Source organism: Cellulosimicrobium sp. RS (genome assembly GCF_046159675.1).
GTDB classification, from domain to species: Bacteria; Actinomycetota; Actinomycetes; order Actinomycetales; family Cellulomonadaceae; genus Cellulosimicrobium; species Cellulosimicrobium funkei.
Genome location: NZ_JBJXVU010000020.1, coordinates 1 through 18240 on the forward strand (window position 1 = coordinate 1; position 18240 = coordinate 18240).

General features: G+C 74.3%; 19 protein-coding genes and 1 pseudogene. 10 read left to right on the forward strand and 10 right to left on the reverse strand.

Translation table 11 applies throughout. The annotated features are described in order from the left end of the window. Positions 1–54 precede the first annotated feature (54 nt). Positions 55–1167, forward strand: a complete 1113-nt coding sequence (locus tag ACI769_RS19590; protein WP_051028503.1) for a quinone-dependent dihydroorotate dehydrogenase — start codon at positions 55–57, stop codon at positions 1165–1167. Then, complete coding sequence (locus tag ACI769_RS19595) at positions 1164–1373, forward strand: hypothetical protein (protein WP_076405433.1); 210 nt, start codon at positions 1164–1166, stop codon at positions 1371–1373. Before ACI769_RS19590 ends, ACI769_RS19595 begins: the two co-directional genes overlap by 4 nt. A 109-nt stretch (positions 1374–1482) precedes the next feature. Here ACI769_RS19595 and ACI769_RS19600 read toward each other — a convergent pair whose 3' ends face one another. Continuing rightward, positions 1483–2994 carry a PLP-dependent aminotransferase family protein gene (locus ACI769_RS19600; RefSeq protein ID WP_085387754.1) on the reverse strand — a complete coding sequence of 504 codons (1512 nt, stop codon included), beginning with the start codon at positions 2992–2994 and terminating at the stop codon, positions 1483–1485. A gap of 62 nt (positions 2995–3056) precedes the next feature. Here ACI769_RS19600 and ACI769_RS19605 point away from each other — a divergent pair, with 62 nt between their 5' ends. Then, positions 3057–3800 carry a YitT family protein gene (locus ACI769_RS19605; RefSeq protein ID WP_085387755.1) on the forward strand — a complete coding sequence of 248 codons (744 nt, stop codon included), beginning with the start codon at positions 3057–3059 and terminating at the stop codon, positions 3798–3800. A gap of 58 nt (positions 3801–3858) precedes the next feature. Here the strand turns inward: ACI769_RS19605 and ACI769_RS19610 are convergent, their stop codons facing one another. Continuing rightward, a complete protein-coding gene (locus tag ACI769_RS19610) occupies positions 3859–4872 on the reverse strand; it encodes an aldo/keto reductase family protein (protein ID WP_085387756.1) in 1014 nt (337 codons plus the stop codon). A 50-nt stretch (positions 4873–4922) separates the two neighbouring features. Then, positions 4923–5516 carry a DUF3043 domain-containing protein gene (locus tag ACI769_RS19615; RefSeq protein ID WP_043658508.1) on the reverse strand — a complete coding sequence of 198 codons (594 nt, stop codon included), beginning with the start codon at positions 5514–5516 and terminating at the stop codon, positions 4923–4925. Positions 5517–5590: 74 nt separating this feature from the next. Here ACI769_RS19615 and ACI769_RS19620 point away from each other — a divergent pair, with 74 nt between their 5' ends. Then, positions 5591–7000 (forward strand): dipeptidase, encoded by a 1410-nt coding sequence (locus tag ACI769_RS19620; protein WP_085388729.1) that lies wholly within the window; start codon positions 5591–5593, stop codon positions 6998–7000. Positions 7001–7072: 72 nt separating this feature from the next. On the opposite strand, the gene ACI769_RS19625 is transcribed toward ACI769_RS19620, so the two are convergent. Then, positions 7073–7603, reverse strand: a complete 531-nt coding sequence (locus ACI769_RS19625; protein ID WP_034652193.1) for a thioesterase family protein — start codon at positions 7601–7603, stop codon at positions 7073–7075. Positions 7604–7696: 93 nt separating this feature from the next. Here ACI769_RS19625 and ACI769_RS19630 point away from each other — a divergent pair, with 93 nt between their 5' ends. Further along, positions 7697–8062 (forward strand): DUF3817 domain-containing protein, encoded by a 366-nt coding sequence (locus ACI769_RS19630; RefSeq protein WP_232322549.1) that lies wholly within the window; start codon positions 7697–7699, stop codon positions 8060–8062. A 36-nt stretch (positions 8063–8098) separates the two neighbouring features. Here the strand turns inward: ACI769_RS19630 and ACI769_RS19635 are convergent, their stop codons facing one another. Next, a complete protein-coding gene (locus ACI769_RS19635) occupies positions 8099–8698 on the reverse strand; it encodes a DJ-1/PfpI family protein (RefSeq protein ID WP_043658510.1) in 600 nt (199 codons plus the stop codon). A 56-nt stretch (positions 8699–8754) separates the two neighbouring features. Next, positions 8755–9963, reverse strand: a complete 1209-nt coding sequence (gene nadA, locus ACI769_RS19640) for a quinolinate synthase NadA (protein WP_043658512.1) — start codon at positions 9961–9963, stop codon at positions 8755–8757. Positions 9964–10100: 137 nt separating this feature from the next. Between nadA and ACI769_RS19645 the strand changes: the two genes are divergently transcribed. After that, entirely contained in the window at positions 10101–11318 is a 1218-nt protein-coding gene (locus tag ACI769_RS19645; RefSeq protein WP_085387757.1) for a glycerate kinase, read from the forward strand. A gap of 1 nt (position 11319) precedes the next feature. Here ACI769_RS19645 and ACI769_RS19650 read toward each other — a convergent pair whose 3' ends face one another. Continuing rightward, positions 11320–11748, reverse strand: coding sequence for a VOC family protein (locus tag ACI769_RS19650; RefSeq protein ID WP_085387758.1), 429 nt, complete (start codon positions 11746–11748; stop codon positions 11320–11322). Positions 11749–11935: 187 nt separating this feature from the next. Here ACI769_RS19650 and erpA point away from each other — a divergent pair, with 187 nt between their 5' ends. Beyond that, positions 11936–12286 (forward strand): iron-sulfur cluster insertion protein ErpA, encoded by a 351-nt coding sequence (erpA, locus tag ACI769_RS19655; RefSeq protein ID WP_043658948.1) that lies wholly within the window; start codon positions 11936–11938, stop codon positions 12284–12286. Between the two features lie 110 nt (positions 12287–12396). Here erpA and ACI769_RS19660 read toward each other — a convergent pair whose 3' ends face one another. Together ACI769_RS19660 and ACI769_RS19665 are read right to left on the reverse strand one after the other, a co-directional pair. After that, entirely contained in the window at positions 12397–12693 is a 297-nt protein-coding gene (locus ACI769_RS19660) for a sulfurtransferase TusA family protein (protein WP_085387759.1), read from the reverse strand. Next, positions 12690–13835 (reverse strand): cysteine desulfurase family protein, encoded by a 1146-nt coding sequence (locus ACI769_RS19665; protein WP_085387760.1) that lies wholly within the window; start codon positions 13833–13835, stop codon positions 12690–12692. Before ACI769_RS19665 ends, ACI769_RS19660 begins: the two co-directional genes overlap by 4 nt. Before the next feature lie 401 nt (positions 13836–14236). Between ACI769_RS19665 and coxB the strand changes: the two genes are divergently transcribed. Genes coxB through ACI769_RS19680 form a run of 3 tightly spaced genes read left to right on the forward strand, consistent with a single transcriptional unit; the run spans position 14237 to position 17375 of the window. Continuing rightward, the gene (coxB, locus tag ACI769_RS19670) at positions 14237–15157 is read left to right on the forward strand and encodes a cytochrome c oxidase subunit II (RefSeq protein ID WP_021482035.1); all 921 of its coding nucleotides are present in this window, start codon (positions 14237–14239) and stop codon (positions 15155–15157) included. After that, positions 15157–16980 carry a cytochrome c oxidase subunit I gene (gene ctaD / locus ACI769_RS19675; protein ID WP_021482036.1) on the forward strand — a complete coding sequence of 608 codons (1824 nt, stop codon included), beginning with the start codon at positions 15157–15159 and terminating at the stop codon, positions 16978–16980. Before coxB ends, ctaD begins: the two co-directional genes overlap by 1 nt. Next, entirely contained in the window at positions 16977–17375 is a 399-nt protein-coding gene (locus tag ACI769_RS19680; protein ID WP_043658950.1) for a cytochrome c oxidase subunit 4, read from the forward strand. The genes ctaD and ACI769_RS19680 overlap by 4 nt, the downstream gene beginning before the upstream one ends. A 777-nt stretch (positions 17376–18152) precedes the next feature. On the opposite strand, the pseudogene ACI769_RS19685 reads toward ACI769_RS19680, so the two are convergent. After that, positions 18153–18240 (reverse strand): annotated as a pseudogene (locus ACI769_RS19685) (superoxide dismutase); the annotation flags it as partial.

The following is an 18240-nucleotide window of genomic DNA, read 5'->3' on the forward strand; positions in this document are numbered from 1 at the left end:
CGCGACCACCCCGCCCCCCACCACCCCCGCCACCGACGCCCCGGAGGACGCCGCATGACCCGCCGCCGACCGCTCCTCTACGGCCTCCTCTTCGACACCGTGTTCCGCCGGATGGACCCCGAGCGGGCGCACCACGTGGCGTTCGACCTCATCGGGTTCGCCGGGCGCGTGCCCGTGCTGCGCGACGTCGTCCAGGGGGCGCTCGCGCCCTACCTGGGCCGCGCGGCGGGGGGCCGGGGGAGCGTCGAGGTGCTCGGCAAGGTCTTCCCGGCGCCGTTCGGGCTCGCGGGCGGCTTCGACAAGGACGCCCGGGCGGTGCGCGGGCTGACGATGCTCGGCTTCGCGTTCGTCGAGATCGGCACCGTGACGGCGCACGCCCAGCCCGGCAACGAGCGGCCGCGCCTGTGGCGCGAGCTCGACGTCCAGGGCGTGCGCAACCGCATGGGGTTCAACAACGAGGGCGCCGCGGCGGCCGCGCGCCGGCTCGCGGCCCTGCGCTCGACGCGGGGCGGGCGTGCCGTGCTCGTCGGGGCGAACATCGGCAAGACGAAGGTCACGCCCGCCGAGGAGGCGGCCGCGGACTACGCGACGAGCGCGGGCCTGCTCGCGCCGTACGCGGACTACCTCGTGGTGAACGTGTCGTCGCCGAACACCCCGGGCCTGCGCGACCTCCAGGAGGTCGAGTCGCTGCGGCCGATCCTCGTGGCCGTGCGCGAGGCGGCCGACGCGGCCACGGCGGACGCGGGCGTCGGCCGGGTGCCGCTGCTCGTCAAGATCGCCCCGGACCTCGCGGACGAGGACGTCGACGCCGTCGCCGACCTCGTGGACGAGCTCGACCTCGACGGCGTCGTCGCCGTGAACACGACGATCGGGCACGACCGCGGGCCAGGCGGCCTCTCGGGCCCGCCCGTCCGCGCGCGGGGCCTGGCCGTCGTCGCGCGCCTGCGCGAGCGGCTCGGGCCGCAGCGCGCGATCATCGGCGTCGGGGGGATCACCACCGCGCACGACGCGCGCGACTACCTGCACGCGGGCGCGGACCTCGTGCAGGGGTACACCGGGTTCCTCTACCAGGGACCGCTGTGGGCGGCGCGGATCAACCGCTCGCTCGCGCGGCACCCCGAGCCCGGCGCGCACGTGCGGGGCGCCGACGCGAAGGAGGCACGATGATCCGGCCGCAGTGGGTCTGGGAGCTCGACGACGCCGAGGGGCGCGCGCTCGCCTCGCCGGTGAGCCCCGTCTTCACGACGCAGTACGACGCCGAGCAGTGGCTCGGCGAGACCTGGCGGAGCCTCGCCGCGGAGGGCGCTGCCGCCGCCCGGCTCCTGCACGACGGCAGCCAGGCGACGGCGACGGTGGAGCTGCGCGTCCCCTGACCGGGTCGCCCGCCTCCTGACCCGGACGCACGGCCGGCGGGTCCGCCCCTGGCGACGCGGGCGACGCGGGCGCGCGAGCCTGTCGCGCGCCGTCGTCCCGGGGGTACCGTCAGCCCGCGACCCGGGCCCACGCGGCGGCGAGCCGTGCCACGGCGTGCTCGAGCTGCTCGGGCGGTCGGGAGAACGTCAGGCGTAGCCGGTCGGCCGCGCTGCCGTCGGGCGTGAAGGTCGGGCCGGCGTTGACGAGCACGCCCTCGGCCGCCGCGGCGGCGGCGAGGGCCTGCGCGACCGGGGCGCCCAGGTCGACCCACAGCGAGAGACCGCCCTCGGGCACGTCCACGCGCCACTGCGGCAGCGCCCGGGCGAGCAGCCCGCACAGGAGGTCGCGCTGCGCGCGGAGCCTCCGACGGCGCTCGGCGAGCACCGCGGGGGCGTCGTCGAGCAGCTCGACGACGGTGAGCTGCTCCAGCACCGCGGTGGCGATGTCCGCCGACTGGCGCGTGCGCGCGAGACGCGCGACGAGGTCCGGGTGGGCGCGGACCCAGCCGACCCGCAGCCCGCCCCAGAACGACTTGGACGCCGAGCCGACCGTGACGACGTACGGCGAGGTGCCGTCGCCCGCGAGCGGCTCCACGACCGGACCGGTGGCGTCCGGGTCGCCGTCGAGGTCGAGGTCGGTGAGCGTCTCGTCGCCGACCACGGTCACGCGGTGGCGCGCCGCGGCGTCGCGCACGCCCGCCCGCTCCTCGGGCGTGAGGGTGTAGGCGGTCGGGTTGTGGAAGTCGGGCACGAGGTAGACGAGGCGCGGCGCGACCTGGCGCAGCGTCGAGTCGAACAGGTCGACGTCGAACCCCGGCGCGTCGTGGTCGTGGCCGCCCCGCGCCCCGCTGTCGCCCCGGCCCACGGGGACGGGCACCAGCCGCGCGCCCGCCCGTCGCAGCGACTCCATCGCGTGGTAGTACGTGGGCGACTGCACGACGGCGCGGTCACCCGCCCCGAGGAGGGTGTCGGCGAGCGTGGTGATGGCGTGCTGGGCACCCGTGGTGACGAGCACCTCGTCGGGCGTGGTGGGCGTGCCGCGGCGCGTGTGGTGGTCGGCGAGGGCCTCGCGGAGCACGCCGAGGCCGTACGGCTCGTAGCCGCCGCCGGACAGGTACTCGGGCAGCCGCTCCAGCGCGCGCGAGTAGGCGGCGTGCAGGCCGCTCGGGGCGGCGGAGGTCGCCTGCGACAGGTCGGCGAGGTCGATCGGCGCGGTGCGCGGCGCGGGCCCGGGCGGGGCGTCGCCGCCGGCCGCGCGGTCCGCGGGCCGGCGCGCGCTCGGGCGGGGAAGCACGACGACGGTCCCCGAGCCGGTGCGCGAGCGTGCGAACCCGAGCTCGCGCAGCCGCCCGTACGCGGCGGCGGTCGTGGTGCGCGAGACGCCGAGCGCGACGGCGAGGTCGCGCTCGGACGGCAGGCGCGTGTGGGGCGCGAGGGTTCCCGCGAGGACGGCGGCCCGCAGCGCGTCGGCGAGGGCGGTGTACGCGGGGCCGCCCGCGTGCCACCGGCCGAGCAGCCGGGCGGCGGCAGCGGGGGACAGGTGGCGGTGGACGTCGACCGTCCCGGCCGGGGCGAGGCTCATGGGGCCACTCTCTCGCGATTGGCTATGGATGTCGATGCCACTCGGCGGTCAGGATGACACCCATGAGCCCCACCCGTCGCACCGCCCAGCTCCTCCTCGGCCTGCTCGGCTACGCGCTGTCCATGGCGATGCTGATCCACGCGGGCCAGGGCGGGATGCCGTGGGACGTGCTGCACCAGGGCGTCGTCCGCCGCACGGGGCTGCCGTTCGGCGTCGTCGTCGGGTCGCTCAGCGTGCTGGCCCTGCTCGCCTGGATCCCGCTCCGGCAGCGGCCCGGGATCGGCACGGTCGCGAACGTCGTCGTCATCACGCTGACGATCGACCCGGCCATCGCTCTCGTCACGCGCCTCGTCCCCGACCCGGGCGTCGCCGCGAGCGTGGCCCTGGCCGTCGGGGGCATCGTGCTCAACGGCCTCGCGACGGCGGCCTACCTGGGCGTGCGGCTCGGCCCGGGACCGCGCGACGGGCTCATGACCGGCCTGGTGGCGCGCACGGGCTGGTCGGTGCGGCTCGTGCGGACCCTCCTCGAGGTCGTCGTCGTGACGCTGGGCTGGGCGCTCGGCGGCACGCTCGGCTGGGCGACGGTCGCCTACGCGCTCGCCGTCGGGCCGATCGTCCAGCTCACGGCGCGGTGGTTCGCGCCGCGCGGGCTCGTCGCCGCCGCGGCCTCCGAGGCGGCGGCGGACGTCGAGGGGGCGTCGGACGGCGAGCCCGCGTCGGACATCGAGACCGCGTCACGGGAGCCCGTCCCCGCGACCGCAGGCCCCCGGCCGGACGAGGGAGGCATGCCCGCGTCCGGCCGGTGAGGAGACGACGACGGCCCCGGCGTGCTGCCGGGGCCGTCGTCGCGTGCGGTGGCGTGCGTCAGGCGACGCGGCCCTGCGGGGCGTTCTCCGCCGTCTTGCCCGGGTCGCGCTCGACGGCGCCCCCGAGGATCTCGTCGATGCGGGTCATGAGCTCGGCCGGGATCGTCACGCCCGACGCCTTGACGTTCTCCGCGACCTGTTCGGGGCGCGACGCCCCGACGAGCGCCGCGGCGACATTGTCGTTCTGCAGCACCCACGCGATCGCGAGCTGCGCCATGCTCAGGCCCAGCTCGTCCGCGACGGGCCGGAGGTTCTGCACGCGCGTGAGCACGTCGTCGGTGAGGAAGCGCTGGATCATGCGCGCGCCGCCCTTGTCGTCGGTCGCACGCGACCCCGCCGGCAGCGGCTCGCCAGGGCGGTACTTGCCGGACAGCACGCCCTGCGCCATGGGCGACCAGACGATCTGCGAGAGCCCGAGCTCGCGCGACGTCGGCACGACCTCGTCCTCGATGACGCGCCAGAGCATGGAGTACTGCGGCTGGGAGGAGATGAGCTGGAACCCGAGGTCCTGCGCGAGCGCGTGGCCCGCGCGGATCTGGTCCGCCGTCCACTCGGAGACGCCGATGTACAGGGCCTTGCCCTGGCGCACGATGTCGGCGAACGCCTGCATCGTCTCCTCGAGCGGCGTCTCGGTGTCGTACCGGTGCGCCTGGTAGAGGTCGACGTAGTCGGTGCCGAGCCGCTTCAGGGAGCCGTTGATCGACTCCATGACGTGCTTGCGCGACAGGCCGGTGTCGTTGGGGCCGCCGGGGCCGGTCGGCCAGTAGACCTTCGTGAAGATCTCGAGCGACTCGCGCCGCTGGCCCTTGAGGGCGTCGCCGAGCACCTGCTCGGCCTTCGTGTTGGCGTAGACGTCCGCGGTGTCGAACGTCGAGATGCCGGCGTCGAGGGCTGCGTGCACGCACGCGGTCGCGACGTCGTTCTCGACCTGGGAGCCGTGGGTCAGCCAGTTGCCGTAGGTGATCTCGGAGATCTTGAGACCCGAGTTGCCGAGGTAGCGGTAGGTGGGCATGGACCCAACCTAGCCGCGGGCCCGGCCGCTCGCGGGGCCGGGCGCCGTCGTCACTCGGGGTAGACGCCGTGCTTCTTGTGCGTGGGCTTGGGCAGGCGCGCGCGGCGGAGCTGGAACGCCCGCATGACCGCGTACATGACCGTGCCCTTGGGGATGTCGCCGAACTTCGCGAGGAGGCGCTTGCGCAGGCGCCGCCACATGATGAAGCCGTCGACGACGGTGAGCAGGACGATGACGTACAGCGTCATGACCGTGAGGAACGCGAGCTCCTGGTTCCGCGCCGTGAGGAACGAGAACACGATGAAGACGAGGGCGACGGGCAGGAAGAACTCGCCGAGGTTCCAGCGGGCGTCGACGTACTCGCGCACGTAGCGCTTGACCGGGCCCTTGTCGCGCGGCGGCAGGTAGCGCTCGTCGCCGGTCTGCATGGCCTGGTACTGACGGTCGCGCATCTCGCGCTGCTTCTCCCGCGCGGACTTCGCGGCGGCGCGGCGGTCGTTCGGCACGAGGGGACGCTTGTTCGCGGCCTCGGAGACCTTGCGCTTGGGGGTCGGGCGGCCCTTGCCGGCGCGCTCGATCTCGGCCGCCTCCTCGACGGGGTCGGGGGCGGCGGGGGTCGCGGCGGCCTTGTTGCGGGAGAACACCCCTCCAGGGTAGTCGAGCCGACGGGGTGCCTGGACGCGGGTCCGGGGCCGCACGGTGTCGTACCGTGCTGGTCGTGACGAACTCACCCGAACCCACCGCCCCCGCGCCCGGCACCGCCCTGGCGACCACGCTCCGCGAGACCGTCGCCCGGCTCTTCCCGGCGCTGCGCGCCGACCTGGAGTCGCTCGTGCGCGTGCCGAGCGTCTCGAACGCCGCGTTCGACCAGGCGCACGTCGCCGCCAGCGCCGACGCCGTGGCCGCGCTCCTGCGCGACGCCGGACTGCCCGAGGTCCAGGTGCTGCGCGCCCGGGCCGAGGACGGCACCGAGGGCGCGCCCGCCGTCGTCGCGCGCCGCCCGGCGCCCGACGGCGCCCCGACCGTGCTGCTGTACGCGCACCACGACGTCCAGCCCCCGGGCGACGCCGGCACGTGGGAGACCGACCCGTTCGAGCCGACCGAGCGCGACGGCCGTCTCTACGGCCGCGGCGCGGCCGACGACAAGGCGGGCGTCGTGGCCCACCTCGGCGCGCTGCGCGCCCTCCTGGAGATCGGCGACCTCCCCGTCGGGGTGACGGTGTTCGTCGAGGGCGAGGAGGAGATCGGCTCGCCGACGTTCCTGTCGTTCCTCACGCAGCACCGCGACCTGCTCGCGGCCGACGTCATCGTCGTCGCCGACTCCTCGAACTGGAAGATCGGCGTGCCTGCGCTCACGACGTCGCTGCGCGGGCTCGTGGACTGCGAGGTCGAGGTCGCGGTGCTCGACCACGCGGTGCACTCGGGCATGTTCGGCGGCCCCGTGCTCGACGCCGTGACGCTGCTCGCGCGGCTGATCACGACGCTGCACGACGACGCGGGCAACGTCGCCGTGCCCGGGCTCGCCACCGCGGACGAGCCGACCGTGGACTACGCCGAGGCCGACTTCCGCGCCGACTCCTCGCTCCTCGACGGCACGGTCCTCGCGGGCGAGGGCAGCATCGCCGGGCGGCTGTGGACCAAGCCGGCGATCGCCGTGATCGGGCTCGACGCGCCGAGCGTCGCGCACGCGTCGAACACCCTCACGCCCCGCGCGACCGCGAAGCTCTCGGTGCGGCTCGCGCCCGGCCAGGACCCGGCGGCCGCGATGGCGGCGCTGCGCACGCACCTCGAGTCGCACGCGCCGTTCGGCGCGCGCGTGACCGTGCGCGACGGCGAGCAGGGCAAGCCGTTCCTCGCCCCCGGCGACTCCGACGCGATGCGGGCCGCACGGTGGGCGTTTGCGACGTCGTGGGGCACGGACCCCGTCGACATCGGCATCGGCGGGTCGATCCCGTTCATCGCCGACCTGCTCGAGGTCTTCCCGGACGCGGCGATCCTCGTCACGGGCGTCGAGGACCCGGACTCGCGCGCGCACGGCGCGAACGAGTCGGTCCACCTCGGCGAGCTGGAGAAGGTCGTGCTCGCCGAGGCGCTCCTGCTCGCCCGGCTCGGCGGCGCGGTCGCCTGACCCGCGCCCGCCGGACCGCACGCGGCGACGCTCCCCGGTCGGCCGGGGAGCGCCGCCGTGCGGCGTCAGGCGTCAGGCACGGTGCGCGACGTCGACCGCCCGGGCCCACCGCGCGACGTCGTCCGGGAGCTCGGGGGAGGTGACGTCGCCGCCCAGGAGCCCGACGACGTCGGGCGCGGCGATCCGGTCGCCGGACCCGCGCGCGAGGAAGCGCCCGGCGACGAGCCCGCGCGCGCAGAGGTCACCGCGGCGCGTGAACACCTGCTCGAGGTACACGACGCGCTCGTCCCACCCGAGCACGCGCGTCGTGATCTCGAAGCGGTCCCCGAGCTGCAGGGAGCGGCGGTACTTCATGGTCGACGCCGCGACGACGGGGTACCAGCCCTTGTCCTTGAGCAGGGGGAACCCGCCGAGGTCGGCGATGAAGTTGCTGCGCGCGACGTCCATCATCTGCAGGTACACGCCGTTGTTCACGTGCAGGTAGAAGTCGAGGTCGCCCGGGCGCACGCGCATGCGGGTGACGGACGGCTCGAGGACGCCGCGGCCCGGCACGGCCTTGCGCGGCATCGTGCTGGCGACGAGGAGCTGGATCTGGCGGGTCACCGGGGCAGGCTACTACCCCGCACCAGCGGTATCGGGTATCCGGCACCGACGGCGGGGGACGCCCCTCCAGGTCGGTGTGCGAGGATGCGCGCCGTGACGACGACGAGCCCCGCCCCTCGCCCCACCGCCACCGCCGACACCGGGTCGCCCGCCCCGCACCCGTGGCAGGTCCGCGCGTTCCGCGCGGTCGCGATCGCCGAGGCGTTCTCCTGGGCCGGCCTGCTCGTCGGCATGTACCTCAAGTGGGTCGCGGGGACGACCGAGCGCGGCGTGGAGATCTTCGGGCCCGTCCACGGGGCGCTCGTGCTCGCGTACGTCGCGCTCGCCGTGCTCGTCGCCGTGCGCGTCCGCTGGTCGCTCTGGACGACCTTCCTCGCGCTCGCCGCGACCGTCCCGCCGTTCTGCACCGTCCTCTTCGACATCCGGGCGCACCGCACCGGCCGCTACGCGCGCCGCTGACCGCTCGGGTCGGCTGACCCCAGACCGGCTGACCGCTCAAACCGGCGGGTCGGGGTCGTACTGGATCCCGCGCCGCACGGCGCGTGCGACGTCGGCGCTCTCCAGGCGCGCGACGAGGTGCAGCGCCATGTCGATCCCCGCGGACACGCCGGCGGACGTGACGACGTCGCCGTCGTCGACGTAGCGCGCCTCCGTGTCGACCACGACGCTCGGGTCGATCCGCGCGAGCTCGTCGTAGTGCGCCCAGTGCGTCGTCGCGGGCCGGCCCGCGAGGAGCCCCGCCGCAGCGAGGACGAGCGAACCCGTGCAGACGCTCGCGATCACCGGGGTGCGCGACCGCATCGCGCGCAGCCACTCGAGGTGCACGCGGTCGGCGAGCAGCGGGCGCGTCCCGCGACCGCCGGGGTACACGAGCAGGTGGAGGGGGCCGACGTCGTCCGCCGAGCGGTCGGGGAGCAGCCGGAGGCCCTTCGCCAGCCGCACGCCGCCGCCGTCCCACGAGAACGTCGACACCTGGGGCTTGAGCGCGGAGTGCTCGGCCCATGCCGACAGCACCTCGAACGGCCCGGCGACGTCGAGCTCCTCGGCCTCGTCGAAGACGAAGATCCCGACGTTCGTCCCGTTACCCGTTCCCATGGCCACCTCCGCGCGCCCCCGCGTCCCGAGGGCCTCGACCGCTCCTGCCCGCGCGCCTAGAGGCCGGGCAGGGCGAGCATCTGGTCGAGCGCGACGCGCGCCCAGTGCGCGTCGTCGGCGTCCACGACGATCCGGTTCACCACGCGACCGGCGACGAGCGACTCCATCGCCCACACGAGGTGCGGCAGGTCGATCCGGTTCATCGTCGAGCAGAAGCACACCGTCGAGTCGAGGTAGTGCACCTGCTTGTCCGGGTGCGCCCGCGCGACGCGGCGCACGAGGTTGAGCTCGGTCCCGATCGCCCATGCCGAGCCCGGCTCGGCGGCGTCGAGCATCTTGATGATGTACTCCGTCGACCCGACGAAGTCCGCCGCCGTGACGACCTCGTGCTTGCACTCGGGGTGCACGAGCACGTTGACGTCCGGGACGGCCGCGCGGACGTCGTCGACGTTCTTCGCCGAGAACCGCCCGTGGACCGAGCAGTGCCCGCGCCACAGGATCATGCGCGCGTCGCGCAGCTCGGCGTCGGTGAGGCCGCCGTTCGGCTTGCGCGGGTCGAACACGACGCAGTCGTCGAGCGACATCGCCAGCTTCAGCACCGCGGTGTTGCGCCCCAGGTGCTGGTCGGGGAGGAACAGGACCTTGCCCGTGCCGTCCACGCCGCCCACCTGGTCGAACGCCCAGCGCAGCGCGACCTCCGCGTTCGACGACGTGCACACCGTGCCGCCGTGGCGCCCCGTGAAGGCCTTGATCGCGGCTGAGGAGTTCATGTAGGTCACGGGGATCGTCGAGTCGGCGATGCCGACCTCCTGCAGCACGTCCCACGCGTCCTCGACCTGGTCGATGGCGGCCATGTCCGCCATCGAGCAGCCCGCCGCGAGGTCCGGCAGCACGACCTGCTGCGCGTCGGAGGTGAGGATGTCCGCGCTCTCGGCCATGAAGTGCACGCCGCAGAACAGGATGAACTCCGCCTCGGGGCGGGCGGCCGCCTCGCGCGCGAGCTTGAAGGAGTCGCCCGTGACGTCGGCGAAGTCGATGACCTCGTCGCGCTGGTAGTGGTGGCCCAGGACGAACGCCCGCTCGCCCAGCGCGGCGCGCGCCGCGCGGGCGCGCTCGACCAGGTCGGGGTCGCTCGGCGCGGGCAGGTCGCCCACGCACTCGACGCCCCGCTCGGACGCGAGGTCGCGGCCCTGCCCCAGCAGGAGCAGGGCCGACGGGCTGGGCTCGACGAAACCGCCCGGGCGTGCGGTGCTCGGACCGCCCACGGACGACAACAAGGTGCTCCCGGTGCTCACGGGACCATCGTCGCACAGCGACGCGGAGACGGAGAGGGTCCTCCCACCGCGGATCGGCGCGCCGGGCGCGACCCGCCGGACCGCGCCCGGGCTGGCACAATCCGGGCATGCGCGTGCTGCTCACCGGGTCCGCCGTCCCGCCCCCGCCCGACGGCGCGTGGCCGGGCCGCGACGTCGTGCCGACTGCCGCCGGACCGAGCCTCGCCGACGTCGCCTCGTGGTGGTCCGCGCACGGCGCCGTGGACACCGTGCCCCTCGCCGCGTCGGGGCCCGCGCTCCTCGACGCCCTCGCTCCCGTCGCGCCCGAGGTCCTCGCGGGCGTCGTGCCGGGCCCGGGCGGCGCGGAGGTCCCGGTCGCCGTCCGACGGCGCGCGTCCTCCTCGCGCGAGGGCGCGCAGGCCCGGACCGTCGTCGTCGACGTGTCCCAGGTCCCGGCCACCGGGGAGGCCGTCGTCGTCGATGCCGACGGGACGCCGACGACGGTGCCCGCCCGCTCGTCGACCGCCGTCGGGCACCTGCTCGCGCTCGCGGTCGACGCCGCTCGGGCGGGGACGGATCCCGGCCGGGTCGTGCTCGCGACCGGGGGCAGCACGAGCCACGACGGGGGCCTCGGGGCGCTCCTCGCGCTCGCGGGCGAGCCGCCGGCGTCCGGGGGCGCGCCGGACGTCACGCCCGCCGGGCTGGTCGACGTCGTGCGCGCCGCGCGCGCCGCGCTGGGCGGCTCGCACCTCGTGGCGGCCGTCGCGTCCGACGTCCCGCTCCTCGGTCTGCACGGCGCGAGCGCGACCCTCGACGCGCGCGGTGTCGACCCGCTGGTGGCCCAGCACCTCGAGCGCGCGCTCGGCGCGGTCGCGCACGACGTCGCCGCCGCCGTCGACCGCGCGGACGCGGCCGGGCCGGGGGAGCACGGGATCGTCGGGCGCGACCTGCTCGCGGGCGCGACGGCAGGCCGCCGCCTCGCCGGGCTGCCGGGGGCGGGCAGCGGGGGAGGGCTGGGCTTCGCCGTCGCGGCGCTGGGCGGCAGGCTCGTCCCCGCGCTGCGGGTCGTGGCGGACGACGTCGGGCTCGACGCGCGGCTCGCGGCCGCGGACGTCGTCGTCGTGCTCGCGGACGAGCTCGGGGCGCACGAGCTCGGCGAGGGGACCGTCCGCGAGGTGGCCGGCCGGGCGGCGCGGCACGCGCTCCCGGTGGTGGTCGTCGCGCGCGCGGTCGTCGCGGGCCGCCGCGAGCAGGCGGCCGCCGGGCTCAGCGGCGCGTACGCGTGGGGCGACGGCGACCCGCGCGACCTCGTGGAGCGCGTCGCGCGCACGTGGTCGCGCGGCTGAGTCAGCCGAGCTCCACGTCGCCGTCCGCGCGCACGGACCACGCGGGGTTGTGCGCGATCTCCCACACGAGGTCGTTCGGGTCGGCGACGTGGGCGTGGAAGACGCCCCCGAACTCACCCTCCTGCGGCTCCTTGCGGACGGTCCCGCCCGCGGCGACCATCGCGTCCACCAGCTCGACGACGGCGTCGCGCGACCCGACGTTGTGCGACAGGGTCACACCCGTGGTCGCGGCCGGCGCCCCGACCGAACCGGCGTCGCGCGCGAAGCTCGCCGCGTCGAAGAAGCCGAGGAGCTGGCCGGCCGCGGACCGGTAGAACACGATCTCGCCCGGCACGTCGAGCCGAGGCTCCCAGCCGAGCGCGCCGTAGAAGCGTCGGGCCGCGCCGAGGTCTCGCGTCGCGACCGTCACGAAGTGCACCGCCTGGTCCATGGGTCCTCCGTCGTCACCCTCGCGCCCCGTGCGGCGAGGCCCGTTCGACCCTAGTCCCGCGCGGGGTCGTAGACTCGGGAACACCACCGGCACGTGTGGTGTTGAGGACCTGACGGGATCTCTCTCGAGAGATCCGAGAAGCCGGCCACCACCGGGGCAGCACTGCCCCCGACAGCGCGGAGACGAGATGAGCGAGACCACCGACATTGCCACGCACGGCGTCAACCTGACCGACGAGGCCGCGGACAAGGTCCGCACGCTCCTCGAGCAGGAGGGTCGCGACGACCTGCGCCTGCGGGTCGCGGTGCAGCCCGGCGGCTGCTCCGGCCTGATCTACCAGCTCTACTTCGACGAGCGCGTGCTCGACGGCGACGCGCTGCGCGACTACGACGGCGTCGAGGTCGTGGTCGACAAGATGAGCGTCCCGTACCTCGAGGGTGCGACGATCGACTTCGCCGACACGATCGAGAAGCAGGGCTTCACGATCGACAACCCCAACGCGGGCAGCGCCTGCGCCTGCGGCGGCTCCTTCAGCTGAGCCGTCCGGCGTGCCGCGCGCACGCCACCGGACCGCACGAGCCCGGTCACCCGTCCGCGGGTGGCCGGGCTCGCGTCGTCCGCGGGTCGGGCCGCCCAGCTCGGGCGGGGTCAGCCGCCGATCTCGACGGTGATCGCCCAGGCCTCGGCCTCTCCCTGACCGGGGAGCTGCTCCTCGCCCACGACCGTGTGCCCGCGCATCCGCGCCCACGCGGGGACGTCGAGGCGCGCGGCCGGGTCGGTCGACCACACGGTGAGCCGGGCGCCCGGTGCGAGGTTGCGCGCCGCCGCGGCGAGCCGGATCACGGGGAGCGGGCAGCGCAGCCCGCGCGCGTCGACCACGTCGCCGGCCGCGCCCGCGTCGCCGGACGTGCCGGACGACGCCCCGGGCGGGGGAGCGCCGGTCACAGGCCCTGCACCCCCAGCGCCGCGCGCACGCGGGCGACGGCGTCCGGCAGGGCGGCGAGCAGCCGCTCGACGTCGTCCTCCGTCGTCGAGCGGTCCAGGGCGACACGCACGTTGCCGTGCGTGAGCACGCCCATCGCCGCGAGGACGTGCGAGGGCTCGAGCGAGCTCGACGTGCACGCCGACCCGGACCCGACGGCGACGCCCTCGCGGTCCAGGTCCGTGAGCAGCGCCTCGCCGTCCACGTAGAGGAACGAGAAGGTCGCGACGTGGGGGAGCCGGTCGACCGGGTCGCCGACCACCTCGACGTCGGGGATCTGCGCGACCCGTGCCCGCACGCGGTCGACGAGCGCCCGACGCCGCGCGTCCTGCGCGTCCCGGTCGGCCAGCACCGCCTGCAGCGACACGGCCGCGGCGAACGCCGCCGGGACGGACACCCCGCCGGGTGCCCACGGGTCCGCGTCCTCCGGGAACGGGCTGCGCCGTCGGACGCGGGAACGCACCGCGAGGACACCGATGCCGGGCCCGCCGCCCCAGTCCGCCGGGTCGGCGGCGAGCGCGTCCCAGGTCTCGGGGACGACGTCGTGCCCGAGCGCGGCCCCCGCGTCCACGAGCAGCGGGACCCCCGCCCGCCGCGCCGCCTCGTGCACGGCCGCGACCGGCTGACGCGTCCCCACCTCGCCGTTGGCGGCCTGGAGCGCGGCGAGCGCCACGCCCGGGCGACCGACGGCGTCGGTCATCTCCGCGGCGTCGACGCGGCCGGACCCGTCCACCCCGACGACTTCCCGCTCCAGGCCACCGTGCTCGGCGGCGTGCAGGACGGCGGCACGCTCGACGGCGCCGACGACGACCCGTCGCCCCGCGCGGTGACGCGCGCCGGCGAGCGCGGCGACGGCCGTGTGGAGGGACGCGGTGTGGTTGGCGGTGAAGACGACCTCCTCCGTGCGCGCGCCGAGCGCGGCGGCGACGGCCTCGCGGGCGCCGTCGAGCAGGGCCTCGGCACGCCTGCCCTCCGCGTGCAGACGTCGGGGGTCGGCCCAGCCGTCGTCGAGCGCGCGGTCGAAGGCCTCGCGCGCGAGCGGGTGCCAGGGGGCGTGCCCCCCGTTGTCGAGCAGGACTCGGCGATCGGGGGTGGTGTGTGTCACATGGCCTCCAGGGCGCGGGCGGGGCCGTCGTGGAGCGAAGGACGGCCGGGCTGAGACGGCCCGAGCGGGCGCGGGGCGCCGGTCGGGGTCCGGCGCACGGCGTCGGATCGTTGCGCTCGCGCGCCCCGCGACGAGGTGCCTCCGGGAGTCCGAAGGTCCTACCGGCACGCTACCGTGCTGCTCGGTGGGCCGACGGTGTGGCAAGGATCTGACAGACTCGGGACGGGTGTGGCGAACCCACCCCTGACCGGCCACGACGTGTGCCGCATCTCGCCCGTCCGCAGCGCGTTCCGGGCCACGAAGGGCGGAATCCCGCGCTAGGCTTCGTGTGTCGAGGACGAAGGTCCTGTGCTGGGCTCGTAAAGACGGGCACGGGCAGGACGTGACGTGAAAGGCCCCCCTTGCACTCGCAACCCCCTAGCCGCACACGGCGCACCATCCTGCGGGCGACGGCCCTCGCCGTCGCCGTCGCCGCGGTGGCGTCCGGCTGCGCCACCGACACCGTCCAGCGCGGGTTCCTGCCCGGTTACGAGGACGGGGAGGTGACCAACCAGACCGCCCGGATCACGTCGCTGTGGACCGGCTCCTGGATCGCGGCCCTCATCGTCGGCGTGATCACGTGGGGCCTGATGCTGTGGTGCGTCGCCGCGTACCGCAAGCGCAAGGACGACCACCAGCTCCCCGTGCAGACGCGCTACCACCTGCCGCTCGAGATCATGTACACGGCCGTGCCGATCCTCATGGTCCTCGTCCTCTTCTTCTACACGGACCGCGACATGAGCGCGATCGTGGACAAGGACGTCGAGTCCGACCTCACGGTCCAGGTCATCGGCAAGCAGTGGAGCTGGGACTTCAACTACGTGGACGACGACGTCTACGAGACGGGCCAGCACCTGGCGGACGTCGGCGACACCATGACCGACGACGCGACGATCGACGGAGCCCCGGGCACGGCGGCGGCGCTGCCGACGCTCTACCTGCCCGTCGGTGAGTCGGTGCGGTTCGAGCTGCAGTCGCGCGACGTCATCCACTCCTTCTGGATCCCCGCGTTCCTCTACAAGCTCGACATGATCCCGCACCGGACGAACGAGTTCGTGGTCACCCCGGAGCGCGAGGGCGTCTACGCCGGCAAGTGCGCCGAGCTCTGCGGCGAGCACCACTCCGGCATGCTGTTCAACGTCGAGGTCGTCGACCGCGCGGAGTACGACGCGCAGATGGAGGCGCTCCGCGAGAAGGGCCAGGAGGGTCAGATCCCGGTGGAGGGCTTCAGCCGTCTCCAGGACCCGAACCCTGTCACCGCTACCACGGAGGGTGAGAACTGATGGTCGCGCAGGCCGAAGTCATCCCCGGTCTCGCGCCGCGGCGTCAGACCCTCGGGCGGACCGTGATCAAGTGGGTCACGTCCACCGACCACAAGACGATCGGGTACATGTACCTGATCACGTCGTTCATCTTCTTCTGCATCGGCGGCCTCATGGCCCTCGTGATCCGTGCGGAGCTCTTCGAGCCCGGCATCCAGATCGTGCAGAGCAAGGAGCAGTACAACCAGCTCTTCACGATGCACGGCACGATCATGCTGCTGCTGTTCGCGACCCCGCTCTTCGCCGGGTTCGCGAACGTGATCATGCCGCTGCAGATCGGTGCGCCGGACGTCGCGTTCCCGCGACTGAACATGTTCGCGTACTGGCTCTACCTCTTCGGCGGTCTCATCGCCTCGGCCGGCTTCTTCACGCCGCAGGGCGCCGCCTCGTTCGGTTGGTTCGCGTACGCGCCGTTGTCGAACACGACGTTCAGTCCAGGGCTCGGGGGAGACCTCTGGGTGTTCGGGCTCGCGCTCGCCGGCTTCGGCACGATCCTCGGTGCGGTCAACTTCATCACGACGATCATCACGATGCGCGCGCCCGGCATGACGATGTTCCGCATGCCGATCTTCACGTGGAACACGCTCATCACGAGCCTCCTCGTGCTCATGGCGTTCCCGCCCCTGGCCGCCGCGCTCTTCGCACTCGGTGCCGACCGGCGCCTCGGCGCCCAGATCTTCAACCCCGAGAACGGGGGCGCCATCCTGTGGCAGCACCTGTTCTGGTTCTTCGGGCACCCGGAGGTCTACATCATCGCGCTGCCGTTCTTCGGCATCGTGTCCGAGATCTTCCCGGTCTTCGCCCGCAAGCCGATCTTCGGCTACAAGGGCCTCGTCTACGCGACGATCGCGATCGCGGCGCTGTCCGTCACCGTGTGGGCCCACCACATGTACGTGACCGGCGCGGTCCTCCTGCCGTTCTTCGCCTTCATGACGATGCTCATCGCCGTGCCGACCGGCGTGAAGTTCTTCAACTGGATCGGGACCCTCTGGCGAGGGAAGCTGACGTTCGAGACACCGATGCTGTGGTCGATCGGGTTCCTCGTGACCTTCCTCTTCGGCGGTCTCACGGGCGTCATCCTGTCCAGCCCGGCGCTCGACTTCCACCTGTCCGACTCGTACTTCGTGGTGGCGCACTTCCACTACGTCGTGTTCGGCACCGTGGTGTTCGCGATGTTCGCCGGCTTCTACTTCTGGTGGCCCAAGTTCACCGGGCGCATGCTCAACGAGCGCCTCGGCAAGGTCCACTTCTGGCTGCTCTTCATCGGCTTCCACATGACGTTCCTCATCCAGCACTGGCTGGGCGTCGAAGGCATGCCGCGCCGCTACGCGGACTACGCGCCGTCCGACGGCTTCACGTGGGAGAACCAGGTCTCGACGGTCGGGGCGTTCATCCTCGCCGCGTCGACGCTGCCGTTCCTCTGGAACGTCTACACGACCTGGCGCAACGCGCCCAAGGTCCAGGTCGACGACCCGTGGGGCTACGGCCGCTCGCTCGAGTGGGCCACGTCCTGCCCGCCGCCGCGGCACAACTTCACGTCGCTGCCGCGCATCCGCTCCGAGTCGCCCGCGTTCGACCTGCACCACCCCGAGGTCGCGGCGATGGACCACGCGGAGCCGAACCCCAACGTCCTGGAGAAGGTCTACGGGGAGGCCGACCGCCGCGGTGAGAAGAGCGTCGCGCTCGACCGCCTCGGCGACAAGCAGGCAGGCAGCGACTCGACGTCGACGATCATCATCGACGAGCCGCGCACGGGTGACACGGACGAGGAGGCCGGCAAGTGAAGGTCGAGTACAAGCTGTTCATCTTCCTGACCCCCTTCTTCGCGCTCATCGGCGTGGTGTACGGGCTCTGGAGCGGCTGGGAGCCCGTCGGCAGCGCCGCGCTCCTCCTGACCGCAGGTCTGTCGGGCATGATCGGCGCCTACCTGGCGCTCACCGCCAAGCGGATCGACGCGCGGCCCGAGGACGACCCGGACGGCCTCATCGAGCAGGGTGCCGGCGACCAGGGCGTGTACGCCCCGTGGAGCTGGTGGCCGCTCGCGATCGCGGCGTCGGCTGCGATCGTCTTCCTGGGCCTCGCGGTCGGCTGGTGGCTGGTCTACGTGGGGATCGCGATGAGCGCGGTCGCCCTCGTCGGCTGGGTCTTCGAGTTCTCCCGCGGCCAGCACGCGCACTGACGCACCTCTTCCGGACGGCCCGATCCCCTCGCGGGGGTCGGGCCGTCCTGCTGTCTGCGGAGGGTCGTGGGGCGCGCCCATGGGGTCGAAGGCACGTGTGTGTGAGTGCCGGAGCCGTTCCTTGTGGCGCGCTCCGGCAGCGTGGTGGCGTTCTACGCCGGGCTGGTGCCCACGCCGGGGCTGGAGCGGCGCAGGGCGGCGCAGGAGCACCCACGCCTGGGCTGGAGCCGCGCAGGGCGGCGCAGAAGCACCCAAGTCAGGCTGGCAGCGTGCACGTCGGGGCGGGAGCGTCCACGCCGGGGCGGGAGCGTCCACGCCGGGGCGGGAGCGCCCACGCAGGGCGGGAGCGACTACGCCGGTGCGGGAGCGCCCGTGCCGGGGTGGCCTCGCGCCAGGGTGGCCTCCCGCCGGGCGCAGGTGGGAAGCCGTCACGACGGCGCTCCGGGCACGGACCGGGTCGCTCTCCGCGTGGCTGGGGCATGTTCGTCCAGACATTCAGCGCGGGACGGTGCGTGGTGCGTGGTGCGTGGTGGGCGGGGTCGGGCAGCCGCTGGAGCGCGCCGGAGCATCGTGACGGCCTGGGACGGCGTCGGTGACGCTCTGCGCCCAGCGACATGACGCGCCACCTGTCGGCGACCGCGGACTGACCGGGTCGTGGCCCTGGGCGGCCGCCGAGAACGAGGTTGGTCCCGCTATCCGGTGGATAGCGGGACCAACCTCGTTGTGGTGGGGGAGCAGGGGTCGTGCTCGCCGACCGGGTGTCGTGCGGCGGGGTCGTCAGGGGACGATGAGCCCGGCGGTCTGGGTCTTGGCGCGCTGGAGGCGGGCCTCGGCGTCGGACCAGTTGACGAGGTTCCACCAGGCG